This is a genomic window from Flavobacterium sp. (assembly GCF_028712645.1).
Classification (GTDB): Bacteria; Bacteroidota; Bacteroidia; order Flavobacteriales; family Flavobacteriaceae; genus Flavobacterium.
This window is the reverse complement of sequence record NZ_JAQTPQ010000045.1, coordinates 1-17,486: the sequence shown is the minus strand read 5'-3', so window position 1 is coordinate 17,486 and position 17,486 is coordinate 1. Positions and strand designations below refer to the sequence as shown.

Below are 17,486 nucleotides of genomic sequence, written 5' to 3'. Positions count from 1 at the left end.
TAGGAACGACGCATTTTGTAGCAACGGATTTTAATCCGGTGGATGAAGATGTAAAATGCACCGGAATTTATTCCGTTGAAAATTAAAAAAGTATGGAAATACAAGGAGGAAATAATTATTTACAGGCTGTCCAGCAAATAAAAACGGCGATTTTACGAAGTCGTTACGAAGCTGCAGCGCTTGCAAATAAGGAATTACTCAAGTTGTATTTTGGCATTGGTCAATATGTATCGTTTCATAGCCGAAACAAAAATTGGGGAAAAGGAGCTATTGACAGTATTTCGAGTTTGTTGCAGCAAGAGCTTCACGGATTAAGAGGTTTTTCGGCAACGAATATAAAGAATATGCGTCTTTTTTATGAAGGATGGGAATTTATGCAACCTTTTTTGATAGACGAAAAAGAACCTCTTTTTTATTTTTCGGAAGAAGAGTTAAGTCGGCAGTTGCCAACTGCCGAATTGAATAACTTAAATCGTCAGTTGGTAACTGGCGATTTGAATGATGATTTTGTAATTCGTCAGTTGCCAACTGACGAATTACAAAATGAGTTTTTAGGTCTTTTTCTAAAGAATGGTTTTACACATCATATTGCGATATTGAATAATACCGAAAACATAGAAGAACGTATATTTTATATTCAAAAAACTGCAACTGAATTTTGGAATAACACGACTTTAAAACACCCGATAGCGCGGATTTGCAATCCGTGCCCACAAACAAAAGAAAAAAAACAATTATAAAATGACCAAAGAAACCGCATTAAAACTATTCGAGCAAAAGCAAGTACGTTCTGTATGGAATGATGACGAGGAGCAATGGTATTTTTCTATTGTGGATGTTATGGCTATATTGTCTAATCAAGCAGACCATCAAGGAGCAAGGAACTATTGGAAAGTACTTAAAAGCCGTCTTTTGAAAGAAGGAAATGAAACGGTTACAAACTGTAACCGGTTGAAACTTGTTGCTGAAGACGGCAAAATGAGAATGACTGATGTCGCTGATACCGAGCAACTTTTTAGATTAATCCAATCGGTACCATCGCCAAATGCGGAACCTTTTAAACTTTGGTTAGCCAAAGTAGGAAGCGAAAGACTAGACGAAATTGCCGACCCCGAAAAAGGAATCGACCGATTGATGGGAACCTATCTCAAGAAAGGCTATTCGAAAGAATGGGTCAACCAACGCCTAAAAAGTATAGAAGTTCGTAAAGACCTTACGGACGAATGGGAAATACGAGGCGTTAAAAAAGGACAAGAGTTTGCAATTCTTACAGATGAAATAACCAAGGCTTGGAGCGGACTTTCGGTTAAGGAATATAAAAACTTGAAGGATTTAAAAAAGGAAAATCTTCGGGATAATATGACCAATCTAGAATTGGTTCTAAATATGCTAGCCGAAGCTACGACAACAGAAATTAGCAAAGAAAAAAAACCGAAAGCATTTCAGCAAAACAAGAAAATTGCCAATCAAGGCGGAACAATTGCAGGAAATACACGCAAAGAAATTGAAGAAAAAATCGGTAAAAAAATAGTTAGTCCCATTAGTGCAAAAAAACTTTTGGAATAGAATTTAAAATTAAATATAGATTTCACGCCGATAGCACAGTGTTATTAAGTTAAGAATTTCTTTGTCATTTCGACCAACGGGAGAAATCACATAACGTGAGCAACTAATGAGATTCCTCGTTCCTCGGAATGACAAAACAAGAGCATTTATAGCTTAACTCAATGACATTGTGCTAGCAGAAATAAAGAAAATCTGTGGCTAAAAAAAACTTTCTGCCTTCGTGGCAAATAAATAAAATATGTCAAAAACAAATAAATATTTAAAATTATCAGGTCTTGAACCCTTAATCATTACGCCAGAAACTAACTTCGTAAACGTTGGTGAAAGAACGAATGTAACTGGTTCCCGAAAATTTTTGCGTCTTATAAAAGAAGAAAAATACGCCGAAGCACTTGCTGTGGCTCGTGACCAAGTAGAAGGTGGCGCACAAATCATTGATATTAATATGGATGAAGGAATGCTCGACGGCGTTTATGCAATGACTACTTTCTTGAATTTAATCGCTTCGGAGCCGGATATTTCTCGTGTTCCCTTGATGATTGACAGTTCGAAATGGGAAATTATCGAAGCCGGTTTGAAAGTTGCCCAAGGTAAAAGTGTAGTCAATTCGATTTCTTTGAAAGAAGGAGAAGAACGATTTATTCATCACGCTAAATTAGTAAAGCGATACGGTGCTGCTGTAATTGTTATGGCTTTCGATGAAAAAGGACAAGCCGATAATTACGAAAGGCGTATCGGAATTTGCAAACGTTCCTATGATATTTTGGTAGATGTGGTTGGTTTTCCAGCCGAAGACATCATATTCGACCCTAATATTTTCCCTGTTGCAACAGGAATGGACGAACATAAATTGAATGCTTTAGATTTCTTCCGAGCCACTAAATGGATTAAAGAAAATCTACCTTATGCACACGTTTCCGGAGGTGTGAGTAATGTTTCGTTTTCGTTTCGTGGAAATGACACGGTTCGTGAAGCGATGCATTCGGCTTTCTTGTATCACGCCATCAAAAACGGAATGACAATGGGAATTGTAAATCCTGAAATGTTGTCTATATATGACGAGATTCCAAAAGATCTTTTGGAACACGTTGAAGATGTTTTATTGAACCGAAGAGAAGATGCCACAGAACGATTATTAGACTTCGCCGAAAATGTAAAAGGAGATGTCAAAGTCAATGAAAAAGCAGTTCAGGAATGGCGTTCGGGAACAATTCAAGAACGATTAACACATTCCTTGGTAAGAGGAGTTGATGAATTTATAGAATTGGACATTGAAGAAGCGAGACTTGCAGCCGAAAAGCCAATTGAAGTTATCGAAATCAACCTAATGACGGGAATGAATGTCGTTGGAGATTTGTTTGGTTCGGGAAAAATGTTTTTGCCGCAAGTTGTAAAATCGGCACGAGTAATGAAAAAAGCAGTTGCTTATTTGTTGCCTTTCATCGAATTAGAGAAAGATGGCTCGACTTCGTCGAGCGCTGGTCGCATTTTAATGGCAACCGTAAAAGGAGATGTTCACGACATTGGAAAAAACATCGTTTCGGTGGTTTTGGCTTGCAACAATTACGAAATCATTGATCTTGGCGTAATGGTTGCTCCAGAGAAAATTATTGCTGCCGCAATAGAACACAATGTCGATATTATTGGTTTGAGTGGATTGATTACGCCATCCTTAGACGAAATGGTTTATTTGGCTAAGGAATTAGACAAGCAAAACGTAAAAATTCCGATAATGATTGGTGGAGCAACTACTTCAAGAGCTCACACTGCCGTGAAAATTGCGCCTCAATATAGAGAAACTGTAATTCACGTAAACGATGCTTCGAGAGCAGTTACGGTTGCTGGTAATTTATTGGATCATAACAGGAAAATTTATGCAAGCGATATTCGAGCCGAATATGATGCTTTTAGAGAAACGTTTTTGAACCGTTCAAGGGATAAAAATTTCTTAACGATTGAAGATGCTCGTAAAAATAAATTAAAATTGGATTGGGAAAATTACAATCCGATGAAACCGAATTTTATTGGAACAAAAACTATCGAAGTCGATTTGGATGTTTTGGTTCCGTATATTGACTGGACTCCGTTTTTTAGAACTTGGGAATTGTTCGGAAAATATCCTGCGATTTTAACTGATGAGGTTGTAGGTGAACAAGCGACTTCTGTTTTTGCCGATGCGCAGGAAATGTTGCAAGTGATTTTGAAAGAAAAGAAATTACAAGCCAAAGGGATTTACGGAATTTTCCCTGCAAATCAAATCAATGATGATGATATAGAAATATATGAAGCCCCCCCCGCCCCCGAAGGGGGTGCTACCCAAATAGCAGAAAAACAGACTTGGGAAACAGCAAGCCCTATTTTGTATGATGTTTTAAAAGAACGGGCTAAAGAAATGAGAAACAAATCAACAGAGGCCGAAAAAATGCTATGGAATGTTTTGTCTAACAAAGGGATTGAAGGGTTTAAATTTAGAAGACAACACATAATAGGAGAATATATAGTTGATTTTGTTTGTTTAGAAAAAAAGTTAGTTATTGAAGTAGATGGTATTATTCATAGCTTGCCCGAACAAATTGAACACGATAAAGCGAGGACTATTTGGTTGGAATCAAAGGGTTTTAAAGTTGTAAGATATACAAATCAGCAAGTTTTGAATAATTTATTTGAAACAATCGAGAGTATTAGCAAAGAATTATCGGCAAAGGTGGTGGTTCCCCCTTCGGGGGTTAGGGGGCTCTTCTTGACTTTGCGTCAGCAAGCGCAAAAAACTAAAGGTGCGCCAAACATCGCTTTGGCGGATTTTATTGTGCCAAAAGATAGCGGAAAAACGGATTATATGGGAGCTTTTTGTGTGACTACCGGTTTTGGAGTTGATGAATGGGCTGATGAATACCGAGCTAATTTAGACGATTACAATTCGATAATGGTAAAAGCATTGGCGGATCGTTTTGCTGAGGCTTTCGCCGAATACCTTCACGAAAAAATCCGTAAAGAAATTTGGGGATATTCAAAAGATGAAACTTTGACAAGCGATGAAATGATTGCCGAAGAATACAAAGGAATTCGTCCAGCACCAGGCTATCCTGCTTGTCCCGACCATTTAGAAAAACCAACGATTTGGAAATTGCTAAATGTAGAACAAGAAATTGGAGTAACTTTGACCGAAAGTATGGCAATGTGGCCAGCCTCATCGGTTTCTGGATATTATTTTGGAAATCCAGAAAGTAAGTATTTTGGACTTGGGAAAATAAAAGAAGACCAAGTCATTGATTACGCCAAACGTAGAAGCATTTCAACAGATAAGGCTACAAAATGGTTGAGTCCTAATATAGCAGATTAAAAAATTTGTTTCAAGTTTAAGGTTTCAAGTTGCTTGTGATAACTTGAAACCTTAAACTTGAAACTTGAAACAAATAAAATGAAAGTAACACAACATATAGAAAAGGCAAAAGGAGAAACTTTATTTTCTTTTGAAATTGTTCCGCCGCAAAAAGGGAAAAGTATTCAGGAATTATACGATAATATTGATCCGTTGATGGAGTTTAAACCACCTTTTATTGACGTAACAACTTCGCGTGAAGAGTATATTTATGTGGATAAAGGCAACGGATTATTAGACAAAAAATTGACTAGAATGCGTCCGGGAACCTTGGGAATTTGCGCTTCTATAAAACATAAATACCAAGTAGATACCGTGCCACACTTGCTTTGTGGAGGTTTTACAAGAGAAGAAACTGAGTATATGCTTGTGGATTGTCATTATTTGGAAATTAATAATATAATGGCGCTTCGTGGTGATTCGATGAAAGACGAGCAGTCTTTTGTGCCAAAAGTGGGAGGAAATAATTATGCTGTTGAATTAGTGACTCAAATTAATCAATTAAATGGAGGACAGTATTTGCACGAATTTATGGACATCGACAACAAGGCTGATTTTTGTATTGGAGTTGCCGGTTATCCTGAGAAACATTTAGAATCTCCATCCTTGATTTCGGATTTAAAAAGATTAAAAGAAAAAGTAGATGCTGGTGCAGATTATGTGGTTACACAAATGTTTTTTGACAATGCAAAATATTTCGAATTTGTAAAAAAAGCCAGAGAAATAGGAATCACAGTCCCCATTATTCCTGGAATAAAACCTATTGCGGTGCAAAGACATTTGCAAATTTTACCACAAATTTTCCGAATTGACTTGCCGGAAGATTTGATAAACGCAGTGGAAAAATGCAAATCTCCAGCCGACATTAGACAAGTGGGTGTGGAATGGGCAATTCAACAATCATTAGAATTGAAAGCTGCCGGTGTTCCTGTTTTGCATTATTATTCTATGGGAAAATCTGAAAATATTAGACAAATAGCGAGTAAGGTTTTTTAGGATAAAAATCAATTCTTTTTCAATCAGACTTAACAGGGCTTTTTAAAACCTGTTAGGTCTTTTTTTATCGTAACTACTTCGTAATTTCCCTAAAAACTGCTTCCAAATTCTTATTCTTCTGATTTAGTTGCAAGGTTTTCAAACCATTGGCGTTGGCAAAATCAAAAACTGCGGGACGCATATCTTTATCGGCGTTGAAAGTCAATTCCCAAATCATATCGTGCGTATTCTTATAAGAAGTGAGATTCTCGATTTTGGCAATCAATTGTTCTTCGACTTTATAGTCAAATTCCACTTCAATTATTTGTGCTGTCTCTGAAGAAATTAAGTTGTCCAGTTTTTTGTCAGCGACAATTTTCCCTTTGTCAATGATGATTACTCGGTCGCAAATCGCTTCGACTTCTTGCATAATATGTGTGGATAGGAAAACAGTTTTGTCTTTCCCCACGTTTTTAATCACGTTTCTAATTTCGACTAATTGGTTTGGGTCTAAGCCTGTGGTTGGTTCGTCGAGAATCAAAACATCGGGATTGTGCAATAAGGCATTGGCAAGTCCCACACGCTGACGAAAACCTTTAGATAATTGTCCTATTTTTTTGTGACTTTCGGTAATTAAGCCAGTCAATTGAATTACTTCTTCAATTCGGGATTTGGCCACTTTATATACATCAGCATTGAAAGCTAAATATTCCCGAACATATAAATCTAAATACAACGGATTGTGTTCTGGCAAATAGCCAATTGATTGTTGAACAGCTTTGGCTTGGCTAGTAACATCAAATTCATTTACCACAGCAGAACCTTCATCGGCGTCAATATAAGTGGTCAATATTTTCATCAAAGTAGATTTTCCAGCGCCATTTGGACCCAGAAAACCCACGATTTCTCCTTTTTTGACAGCAAACGAAATGTTGTCCAACGCTTTTTGGGCACCGTAACTTTTCGATATGTTATTTACTTCTATTGACATTACTTTTTGTTTGTTGCAAAAGTAAACAGAAAAATCTTTGAATTATTATTTCTTTTGCCACAGATTTAAAGGATTTTCATCGATTTTTTAAACTCATCTTAGTTCACGTTTTTTTAATCTGTGTAAATCTGTGAAATCTTTGGAAAAAAATATTTGTTGTGATTAGTTACAGACAGTCATTTAGATTTATATATTTACGAAAACTTTATAAATAATGGCGGTACAAAACACATCATCGGGTAGTTTTTTAAAAAACTACAGCAGTATTTTATTGCTTTTGGGAGGAATTCTGGCAGGGAGTATTTTAGGTTTGGTTTTTGGAAAAGGAGTTGAAGTAATAAAACCACTGGGAGATATTTTTTTAAATTTATTATTTACCGCAATTATTCCACTGATTTTCTTTACGATTTCGTCCTCGATTGCCACTTTAGAAAAAACCGAACAACTAGGAAAATTATTCAGTATAATGATTGGTGTTTTTTTGGGTACCGTTCTTATTTCTACAGTTATAATGATTCTTGGCGTTTTGCTTTTTCCAATTCATCAAGACATTATTATTTCTAAAATTCCTTTGGAAACCATTAAAGAAAATAACGTTGGTTCACAAATAACCCAATTGCTTACCGTAAATGATTTCTCTGAATTGTTGTCAAGGAAAAGTATGCTTGCTTTGATTTTATTTTCTTTTTTAGTAGGATTTGCCACTTTACAATCTAATGAAAAAGGACAGAATTTTAAAAATTTCCTTCAATCTGGAGATGAAGTGATGAAGCAATTATTGCATATCATTATGAAAGCAGCTCCAATAGGTTTGGGTGCTTATTTTGCCTATCAAGTTGGAATTTTTGGACCGCAATTATTTGGAACTTATGCTAAACCTTTAGCGCTTTATTATGCGGTTTGTACTTTTTACTTTGTGATATTTTTTAGTTTGTATGCTTTTATGGCAGGAGGAAAATTGGGACTTACAATTTTCTGGAAGAACAATATTGCTCCATCATTAACAGCGTTGGGGACATGTAGCAGTATTGCCACAATTCCAGCAAATTTGGAAGCTGCCAAGGGAATGAGAATTCCGGGTTATATAAGTAATATTGTTATTCCGCTTGGGGCACCCTTGCACAAAGATGGTTCTGCAACTGCATCAATTATAAAAATTGCGGTTCTTTTTATGATGTTTGGCAAAGATTTTACCGAACCAAGTACATTACTTTTGGCTTTGGGAATCACTGTAATTGTTTCGGTGGTTGAAGGTGGAATTCCAAATGGTGGTTATATTGGTGAAGTTTTAGCGATTACTGTTTATGGTTTACCTATGGAGCAAGCTTTGCCAGCAGCGATGATTGTTGGAACTTTGGTTGATCCAATGGCGACTTTGTTGAATGCTAACGGTGATTTAGTTTCTGCAATGATGGTCGCTCGGATTTCCGAAGGGAAGAAATGGCTTTCGGATGCCCTTACTTCGTAACAATTTAGAAATAAAAGTTTCAAATTATTCAATTCAAATTTATTTATGAAAAAAACAATCTTTATTCTAGCATCTTTTATTAGCTTTTTTGTTCAGGCTCAAGAAAAACCAACTATTCAAAAGCAAGAAATTATACGAATTGAAACTGAATTAGCTTCAGATAAAATGGAAGGTCGAGCTATTTTTACACCTGGAATTGACTCGGCTTCTGTATTTATTGAAAATGAATTTCAAAAAATAGGGCTTTCTAATTATAAAGATTTAACTAATTACCGACAAGAATTTATTACAAAAGGAAAGGCAGCAAATAATGTAATTGGCATCCTTACTGGTAAATCTAAACCAGAGGAATTTGTCGTTTTTTCAGCGCATTATGATCATTTGGGTTTAAAGAAAAGTGGAGAAGACAAGGTTTTTAATGGAGCAAATGATGATGCTTCAGGAACAACTGCCGTTATAGCTTTGGCAAAATATTTTAAAGAATTAAATCAAAATGAAAGGACAATTATTTTTGTAGCTTTTACAGGAGAAGAGGTTGGAGGTTTTGGCTCCAAGTTTTTTTCAGAGAACATAGATTCAAAAAAAGTTGTGGCAATGTTTAATATTGAAATGATTGGAACTGAAAGTAAATGGGGCAAAAATTCAGCTTACATAACTGGTTTTGAGAAATCTGATTTTGGAACAATTTTGCAGAAAAATCTTCAAGGCTCTAATTTTAATTTCAATCCTGATCCTTATCCGCAAGAGCAGCTTTTTTATCGCTCAGATAATGCAAGGTTGGCCGCTTTAGGTGTTCCAGCTCATACTATTTCTACTTCAAAAATGGATTCAGAGCCTAATTATCATCAATTAAGTGATGAGGTTTCAACTTTAGATTTAGATAATATGACCGAAATTGTGAAATCCATCGCCATCAGTTCACAAACTATTATAAATGGAGAGGATACGCCTTCAAGAGTGAAATAGTTCAATGCAAATTAAAGTCATTGAAATAAATAATTTTTTAGTTTAGAAAGGGTTCAAAAGCAGTTGCTTAAATGTAAATTTTGGTAGTTATTTTTTGAATATTACACAATTAAAGTCGAGTTTTATCGAGAATTCTTTTTTTGTTCAATAAAATTTGTCTTTTTTTTTGGTTGGCAGAAAATTATTTATACATTCGCAGAGAATTTTTAACAAAATCCGAAACAAAATGTCTAATAACCATTTTTATTTTAGCAATACTTATTATTTCTTCTTTAGGAAGTAAGGATTGTCTATGGTTATTTGAAAAATAAGAAACAAATAAAACTAATATACAATCCTGATGAAAATCAGGATTTTTTTTTGAGTATTTATGAGCGCAACAATTGCAATTCAAGGTATAAAAGGATCTTTTCACCATCAGGTGGCAAAAGAATATTACAATTACGATGTGGTTGTAGATGAGTGTTTGTCATTTGAAGAATTGGTAGATAGTTTAATGTCTGGAAAATCGGATGAGGCAGTTATGGCAATTGAAAACTCGATTGCAGGTCCAATTATCCCGAATTATGCCTTAATTGACAAAAACAATTTGCACATTATTGGCGAACATTATTTAAGTATTCATCAAAATTTGATGGCTTTGAAAGGTCAAAAAATCGAGGATATTCAGGAAGTGCATTCGCATCCAATTGCCTTATTGCAATGTATGGAGTTTTTAAAAAAATATCCGCATATAAAAATTGTAGAGGACAAAGACACTGCCGAAACGGCTCGAAGAATTCACGAAAAACAATTGACAGGAATTGCAGCAATTGCAAGTAAGGCAGCTTCTGAAATGTATGATTTAGAAATTTTGGCACCCGAAATCCAAACGATTAACAACAATATGACTCGTTTCGTTATTATTAACAAAGTGGATTCATTTGTAGATAAAACGGAAATAAACAGAGCTTCCATAAAATTCGAATTAGATCACAAACGTGGAAGTTTGGCTGCTGTTCTTAATGTAATGAGCGATTGCAAGTTGAATTTAACCAAAATTCAATCCTTGCCAAAAATAGAAACGCCTTGGAAATATTCATTTTTCGTCGATGTTACTTTCGAAAAATATGAGGATTACGCAAAAGCAAAATCATTAATGGAAATTATGGCAGAATACTTCAAAGTATTAGGCGAATATAAAAATACAAAACCGTGATACAAACAGCAAAACGTTTAGACATTGTTGAAGAATACTATTTCTCCTCAAAACTGAGAGAAGTTAGACAATTGGCTTCTGAAGGAAAACCTATTATCAATATGGGAATTGGAAGCCCAGATTTGCGTCCATCACAAGCGGTTATTGATACAGTTTCTTTGGCAATGCAGGAAGAAAATGCACATCAATATCAAAGCTACCAAGGTTTGCCAGAATTGAGAAAAGGAATGGCTGATTTCTATCAAAATAATTTTGGTGTTACCTTGAATCCAAATACGGAAATTTTGCCTTTGATGGGTTCTAAAGAAGGAATTATGCATATTTCATTGGCTTTTTTGAATGAAGGAGACCAAGTTTTGATTCCAAATCCAGGTTATCCAACTTATACTTCGGTGACAAATTTAGTGGGAGCTGTTCCGGTTTATTATGATTTGAAAGAAGCTAATAATTGGGAACCTGATTTTGAAGCTTTAGAAAAATTAGATTTATCGAAAGTGAAAATTATGTGGATGGGTTATCCGCATATGCCAACAGGCGCGAGAGGAAGTTTGGCATTGTTCGAAAAGTTAGTGGCTTTCGCCAAAAAACAGAACATATTGTTGATTAATGACAATCCGTATAGTTTTGTTTTGAATGATAAACCAATGAGTTTGTTGCAGGTTGAAGGCGCAAAAGAAGTAGCATTGGAGCTGAATTCACTTTCAAAAACATTCAATATGGCAGGTTGGCGAGTTGGGATGGTTTTAGGAAATGCAGCTTGTATTGATGCAATTTTGAAAGTAAAAAGTAATATGGACAGTGGAATGTTTTTCGGAATTCAAAAAGGAGCAATTGCCGCTTTGAAAAGCGACAAATCTTGGTTTGATTCGATGAATGTAATTTATAAAAAAAGAAGAATTCTTACTGAAAAATTAGCCGAGAAATTAGGTTGTAAAGTATATAAAGAAGGAGTTGGATTATTTGTTTGGGCAAAATTACCGGACGGAATCACATCGGCTGAAGATTTTATTGATAAAATATTATATGAGAAATCAATATTCATAACCCCAGGGACAATTTTTGGAAGCAATGGAGAAGGGTATATTCGGTTTGCATTATGTGTAAAAGAGGAAAAAGTTCAAGAAGCAATTGATAGATTTTAACAGATGAAAATATACGTAATAGGAACAGGATTAATAGGAGGTTCGTTAGCGTTAGGAGCTAAAGATTTTTATGAAAATGCCAAAATTTATGGTATTGATAGTAACGAAAATCATTTGAAAGAGGCAATGAATCTTGGGATTATTGACGGAGTTGCGGTTTTTGAAGACTTGACCGACGCTGATTATGTAATCCTTTCGGTTCCTGTTGATGTGGCACTTTTATTTTTGCCAAAAGTTTTGGATATAATTCCGGATAGTGCCACTGTTTTTGATGTTGGTTCTACCAAAACACCTATTTGTGAGGCAGTAATAAATCATCCTAAAAGAAGAAATTTTATTGCAGCACATCCTATTGCTGGAACGGAGTTTTCTGGACCTTCGGCAGCAATAAAAGGATTATTTCAAGGGAAAACGAATATCATTTGTGAGGTAGAAAAAACCACTTTTAAATTACAGGAAAAAGCCTTGGATTTGTTTAAGAGTATGGGAATGAGAATCCGATATATGGATCCAAAATCACACGACAAGCACATTGCTTATGTATCACATTTATCCCATATTAGTTCGTTTATGTTGGGGAAAACGGTGATAAACAAAGAAAAAGACGAGCAGGATATTTTTGATATGGCGGGTTCGGGATTTGAAAGTACGGTGCGTTTAGCGAAAAGTTCACCGGCAATGTGGACGCCTATTTTCAAACAAAATAATAAAGAAGTTGTAAAAACATTGGAAGAATATATTTCTAATTTGTCAAAGTTCAAAGAGTTATTGGAAAACGAAGATTATGATGCCATTTTCAATGAAATGCAAAGTGTGAATAAAATTAAAGAAATATTAAACGGAATGAATGTTAAAAAGTAAACGGTATTCAGTTTGCAGTTAGAAAGAAAAACAATAAAATAATAATTCAATAAAAAAATAAATAATTAGAAAAGATGGAAAACAAGAAAGAAATGAGAAATTGGTTGAACGAATTCAATTTGACTCATCCATTTGTGATAGCAGGACCTTGTAGTGCTGAAACAGAAGAACAAGTTTTGAAAATTGCTCACGCATTAAAAGATTCGGATGTAAGCGTTTTTAGAGCTGGAATCTGGAAACCAAGAACTCGTCCAGGAGGATTTGAAGGTGTTGGTGAAATCGGTTTGAAATGGTTGAAAAAAGCAAAAGCTGAAACAGGATTGTTAATGGGAACTGAGGTTGCGACAGCTGCACACTGTAAATTAGCTTTAGAAAATGACATCGATGTTTTATGGGTTGGAGCTCGTACAACTGCAAATCCATTTGCGGTTCAAGAAATTGCTGATACTTTAAAAGGAACAGATAAAATCGTTTTGATTAAAAATCCTGTAAATCCAGATATGGCTTTATGGTTAGGAGGAGTAGAGCGTTTATATGCTGCTGGAATCAAGAATTTAGGAGTAATTCACAGAGGTTTTTCTACTTACGAAAAAACAAAATACAGAAACATTCCAGAATGGCAAATTGCTATCGAATTGCAAAATAAATTCCCTGATTTACCTTTGATTATCGATCCATCTCACATTACAGGAAACCGTGATATGATTCTTGAAGTGACTCAAGAAGCTTTGGATTTGAATTATGATGGTATGATTATCGAAACGCACAATGATCCAGAAAATGCCTGGAGCGATGCTGCTCAACAAGTGACTCCTGAAGCTTTGCTTCAAATTTTCAAAGATTTAAAAATACGTAAAGTGAGTGGTGACACTGCTGATTTTAATACTAAAATGACCAAATTAAGAGCAAACATCGATGTTTTGGATGCTAACTTATTGGATTTGTTAGGAAAACGTATGAAAGTGGCTGACGAAATTGGTCAAGTGAAAAAAGATAATAATGTGGCTGTTTTGCAAAGTAATCGTTGGAATGAAATCCAAGAAAAAATGATTGCCGAAGGAGCTAAAAAAGGATTGACAGAAGACTTTATCGTTAAATTATTCAAAGATATTCACCAAGAAAGTATCGAGCACCAAGAAAGAATATTGAATGCGTAAAAAGATTTCAGATTTCAGATTTCAGATTTCGAGAGTCGAAAAATTTAGAATTTAATAAGATCCCAAGGCTTATAGTTTTGGGATTTTGCTTTTATAGGATTTTCAAAAACTTTAAATTTGACCCAAGCATAAAATGCGAATAGGCGAAGCAAACCTGAAACAAAGTTTTATCTTTGCAAAGATTTCGATTGAAAATCAGAAATCTAAAATCGTTAATCAGAAATCAAAAATCCTCTATGACAGGGACCGTTTATAAATCTACAGGAAGTTGGTACACCGTAAAATCCGAGCAAGGAGATTTTATCGAATGCCGTATGAAAGGGAAATTCCGTATGAAAGGAATTAAAAGTACCAACCCAATCGCAGTAGGAGATATCGTAGATTATGAACTCGAAGAAACTTCGGATACCGTTACGGGAACCATTCATAAAATTCACGACAGAAAGAATTATATCGTCCGAAAATCAGTGAATTTGTCGCATCAAATGCACATTATTGCGTCGAATATTGATCGCGTTTTTCTTTTGATAACCATCAATAATCCGCCAACAACTCCCAATTTTATAGATCGTTTTCTGGTAACTGCCGAAGCCTACGGGATAGAAACTGTTTTGGTTTTCAATAAAATAGATACTTTTGATGATTCAACTTTGGACGAGCAATTGTATTTGCAACATATTTACGAAAGTATTGGATACAAATGTCTTCGTATTTCTGCTAAAGAAAGCAATGGAATCGACAAGCTGAAGGAAATGATGATTGGCAAAGTGAGTATGTTTTCTGGGCATTCAGGTGTTGGTAAATCAACTTTGGTCAACGCTTTAGAACCTTCTTTAGATTTAAAAACAAAGACAATTTCTGAAGCAAGCAAACAAGGACAGCACACAACAACTTTTGCCGAAATGTATGATTTGAGTTTTGATGCTCAAATAATTGACACACCAGGAATAAAAGGTTTTGGGATTGTTGACATGGAAAAAGAAGAAATCAGCGGTTATTTTCCAGAGTTTTTCAAGTTGAAGGATCAATGCAAATTCAACAATTGCTTACACAAAGACGAGCCTCATTGTGCCATCAAAGCAGCATTGGAAAAAGATGAAATCGCTTGGTCACGCTATAATAGTTATCTTAAAATACTAGAAGGTGACGATGAAAATTACCGCACCGATTCCTTTGACGAAGATCGAAAGGCAAGTGATGAAACGAGAAAATAATTTAGGCAAAAGCCAAGAGTAAATTAGCCAAAAATGAGGGTAGTAATCCAAAGAGTTTCTCAGGCATCGGTAACTATCGATTCTAAAATCGTGGCTGAAATTCAAAACGGATTATTGGTATTGCTAGGAATTGAAGATGCCGATTCGCAAGAAGACATTAATTGGCTTTGTCAAAAAATCGCAAATCTTCGCATTTTTGGAGATGAAAATGAGGTGATGAATCTTTCTGTAAAAGACATTGACGGTGACATAATTGTTGTTTCTCAATTTACCCTTCACGCCTCGACCAAAAAAGGCAACCGCCCGTCTTACATCAAAGCGGCAAAACCCGAAATTGCTATTCCGCTTTACGAGAATTTTCTAAAAAAACTGGAAACTGAATTGGGCAAGAAAGTTCAAACAGGCGTATTTGGTGCCGATATGAAAGTAGCTTTGCTCAACGATGGACCTGTGACAATTTTAATTGATTCTAAAAATAGAAATTAACTTTTTTTTATTCGGAAATATTCTTACATTTCTGCTCTAAAAATTTTTCTATGAAATTCAAATATGGTTGTCTTGTTTTTTTATTTTTCACAACACTCCTTTCTGCTCAAAAAACAGAATATTCTACCTTACTTATTCCAGACAGTTTAAAGCAAAATGCCAATGCAGTAGTGCGTTTAAATCAAATTGATATTGTAATTTCTTCTCAAAGAAATATGAATATCAAAGAGAAAAGAGTAGTTACTATCTTGAACGAAAAAGGACTTGGCAGTATTGATGCCATCGAACATTATGACAAGCAAACTTCCGTTAGAAGTATCGATGCAACCGTTTTTGATGGTTTTGGAAATGAAATAAAAAAAGTCAAGAGAAAAGATTTTCGGGATCAATGTGCGCTTGATGGTGTAACTCTTTTTTCGGACAACAGATTGATTTATCTCAATTATACACCAACACAATATCCTTTTACGATTGTTTATGAAAGTGAAGTCGAAACATCTACAACGGCTTTTATTCCGCAATGGTTTCCACTAGATAATTATCTTTTAAGTATAGAAAAAAGCGTTTTGAACGTGAATTATCCAGCTAATCTTGGTTTTAAGAAAATGGAATCCAATTTTTCCAATTTCCAAATTAAAAAAACGGTTGAATCTCCAACACAACTTTCATACACAGCAACTAATATTCCAGCTCAAAAAGAGGAGGATTACAGTCCGTCTTTTACCGATGTTTTTCCAAGAGTAATGATGGGATTAGAACTTTTTCATCTCGAAGGAGTTGATGGAAATGCGAAAACTTGGAAAGAATATGGGCAGTGGTATTTAGATAAAATTTTGAACGGAACCATTGAATTATCTGATGAAACTAAGGCAAAAATGAAAGCTTTGGTAGGTGATGAAAAAGACCCAATTAAGAAAGCAAAGTTGATTTATAACTATATGCAGGAAAAGTCAAGATATGTTAGCATTCAAGTTGGAATTGGAGGTTGGAAACCAATGTATGCTAATGATGTTGACCGTTTGGGTTATGGCGACTGTAAAGCCTTGACAAATTATACGAAAGCCTTACTAAATTCAGTAGATGTTCCGTCATATAACACGCTTTTATATGGAGGCAGAGAAAAACGTGATATTCAGTCTGACTTTGTTTCGATGCAAGGAAACCATATGATTTTGTCGATTCCGAACGGAGAAAATACTGTTTTTCTAGAATGTACCAGTCAAGATGATCCCTTTGGTTATCAAGGAACTTTTACTGATGATAGGAATGTTTTAATCATAAAACCTGATGGTGGTGAAATTGTGAGGACCAAAATCTATCCCGACAAAGGCAATACTCAAGTAGACAAAGGCAGTTATTCATTAGATGAAAATGGTAATTTTACAGGTACAATTGCAATGGTTTCAGAAGGTTCACAATATGCACGAAAAGTAAGAGTAGAAAAAATGCAACCTACGGATAAAGAAGCGTATTATAAGAATTTTTGGGACAATATCAGTAATTTAAAAATAAACAAAACAGCATTTTCTAATGACAAAGAAAAAATAAGTTTCACCGAAAATTTAGAAATTTCAGCCGATAATTACGGAAAAAATTCTGGAAATAAAATGATTTTTGTCGTCAATGCTTTTAACCAATACACAGGAAGTATAAAGCGAATCAGAAACCGAAAAACACCTTTTGAAATCGAGAGAGGAACTAATGATTCGGATGAAATCGCAATTAGTTTGCCTGCAGGTTTTACGATTGAGTCAATGCCACAAAATTTTGAATTGAACAGTAAATTTGGGGAATACAAAACCGAAATTATCAAAAAAGACGATCAAAACTTAATTTATAAACGTACATTTTTTATAAAAAAAGGGCTTTATGAGAAGAGTGAATATGATGAATTTAGACTTTTTATGGAGCAAGTTTCGAGAAACGACAATGCCAAAATCATTTTAACCAAAATCTAATAAATATGCTTTTCAAAAAATCACTAGTCATCGTATTTGCCTTTTTATCATTTTCAATCACCAATGCTCAGGAATTCAAATTAGGGAAAGTAACTATAGCGGAATTAGAGGAAAAAGAACATCCA

Annotated in this window: 14 protein-coding genes; 13 read left to right on the top strand and 1 reads right to left on the bottom strand. The window is 34.9% G+C overall.

The window, feature by feature from the left end; all coding sequences use genetic code 11:
• The first annotated feature begins 92 nt into the window (after positions 1-92).
• The 4 genes from PHC28_RS05320 to metF all read left to right on the top strand — a co-directional run bounded on the left by PHC28_RS05320 (position 93) and on the right by metF (position 5,941).
• On the top strand, positions 93-740 hold the full coding sequence (locus PHC28_RS05320) for a DUF1016 N-terminal domain-containing protein (protein ID WP_300097001.1): 648 nt from the start codon (positions 93-95) through the stop codon (positions 738-740).
• Position 741: 1 nt separating this feature from the next.
• The gene (locus PHC28_RS05315; protein WP_300096999.1) at positions 742-1,566 is read left to right on the top strand and encodes a Bro-N domain-containing protein; all 825 of its coding nucleotides are present in this window, start codon (positions 742-744) and stop codon (positions 1,564-1,566) included.
• A 238-nt stretch (positions 1,567-1,804) separates the two neighbouring features.
• A complete protein-coding gene (locus PHC28_RS05310; protein WP_300096997.1) occupies positions 1,805-4,906 on the top strand; it encodes a vitamin B12 dependent-methionine synthase activation domain-containing protein in 3,102 nt (1,033 codons plus the stop codon).
• 78 nt (positions 4,907-4,984) lie between these two features.
• The gene (metF, locus tag PHC28_RS05305) at positions 4,985-5,941 is read left to right on the top strand and encodes a methylenetetrahydrofolate reductase [NAD(P)H] (protein WP_300096995.1); all 957 of its coding nucleotides are present in this window, start codon (positions 4,985-4,987) and stop codon (positions 5,939-5,941) included.
• Between the two features lie 73 nt (positions 5,942-6,014).
• Here metF and gldA read toward each other — a convergent pair whose 3' ends face one another.
• Positions 6,015-6,911: a gliding motility-associated ABC transporter ATP-binding subunit GldA gene (gene gldA, locus PHC28_RS05300; RefSeq protein WP_300096993.1), complete on the bottom strand. Its 897-nt coding sequence runs from the start codon at positions 6,909-6,911 to the stop codon at positions 6,015-6,017.
• Positions 6,912-7,125: 214 nt separating this feature from the next.
• Here gldA and PHC28_RS05295 point away from each other — a divergent pair, with 214 nt between their 5' ends.
• From PHC28_RS05295 to PHC28_RS05255, 9 genes are all read left to right on the top strand, one after another.
• Positions 7,126-8,379 (top strand): dicarboxylate/amino acid:cation symporter, encoded by a 1,254-nt coding sequence (locus PHC28_RS05295; protein ID WP_300096991.1) that lies wholly within the window; start codon positions 7,126-7,128, stop codon positions 8,377-8,379.
• 45 nt (positions 8,380-8,424) lie between these two features.
• Positions 8,425-9,345, top strand: a complete 921-nt coding sequence (locus PHC28_RS05290; protein ID WP_300096989.1) for a M20/M25/M40 family metallo-hydrolase — start codon at positions 8,425-8,427, stop codon at positions 9,343-9,345.
• Positions 9,346-9,715: 370 nt separating this feature from the next.
• Complete coding sequence (locus tag PHC28_RS05285; protein ID WP_300096987.1) at positions 9,716-10,543, top strand: prephenate dehydratase; 828 nt, start codon at positions 9,716-9,718, stop codon at positions 10,541-10,543.
• Positions 10,540-11,685, top strand: coding sequence for an aminotransferase class I/II-fold pyridoxal phosphate-dependent enzyme (locus PHC28_RS05280; RefSeq protein WP_300096985.1), 1,146 nt, complete (start codon positions 10,540-10,542; stop codon positions 11,683-11,685). The genes PHC28_RS05285 and PHC28_RS05280 overlap by 4 nt, the downstream gene beginning before the upstream one ends.
• 3 nt (positions 11,686-11,688) lie before the next feature.
• Complete coding sequence (locus PHC28_RS05275; protein WP_300096983.1) at positions 11,689-12,546, top strand: prephenate dehydrogenase; 858 nt, start codon at positions 11,689-11,691, stop codon at positions 12,544-12,546.
• 74 nt (positions 12,547-12,620) lie between these two features.
• On the top strand, positions 12,621-13,703 hold the full coding sequence (locus tag PHC28_RS05270) for a bifunctional 3-deoxy-7-phosphoheptulonate synthase/chorismate mutase type II (RefSeq protein ID WP_300096981.1): 1,083 nt from the start codon (positions 12,621-12,623) through the stop codon (positions 13,701-13,703).
• A 236-nt stretch (positions 13,704-13,939) separates the two neighbouring features.
• Entirely contained in the window at positions 13,940-14,917 is a 978-nt protein-coding gene (rsgA, locus tag PHC28_RS05265; protein ID WP_300096979.1) for a ribosome small subunit-dependent GTPase A, read from the top strand.
• A gap of 33 nt (positions 14,918-14,950) precedes the next feature.
• Positions 14,951-15,403: a D-aminoacyl-tRNA deacylase gene (gene dtd, locus PHC28_RS05260; RefSeq protein ID WP_300096977.1), complete on the top strand. Its 453-nt coding sequence runs from the start codon at positions 14,951-14,953 to the stop codon at positions 15,401-15,403.
• A gap of 50 nt (positions 15,404-15,453) precedes the next feature.
• Positions 15,454-17,361, top strand: a complete 1,908-nt coding sequence (locus PHC28_RS05255; protein ID WP_300096975.1) for a DUF3857 domain-containing protein — start codon at positions 15,454-15,456, stop codon at positions 17,359-17,361.
• Positions 17,362-17,486: the final 125 nt, after the last annotated feature.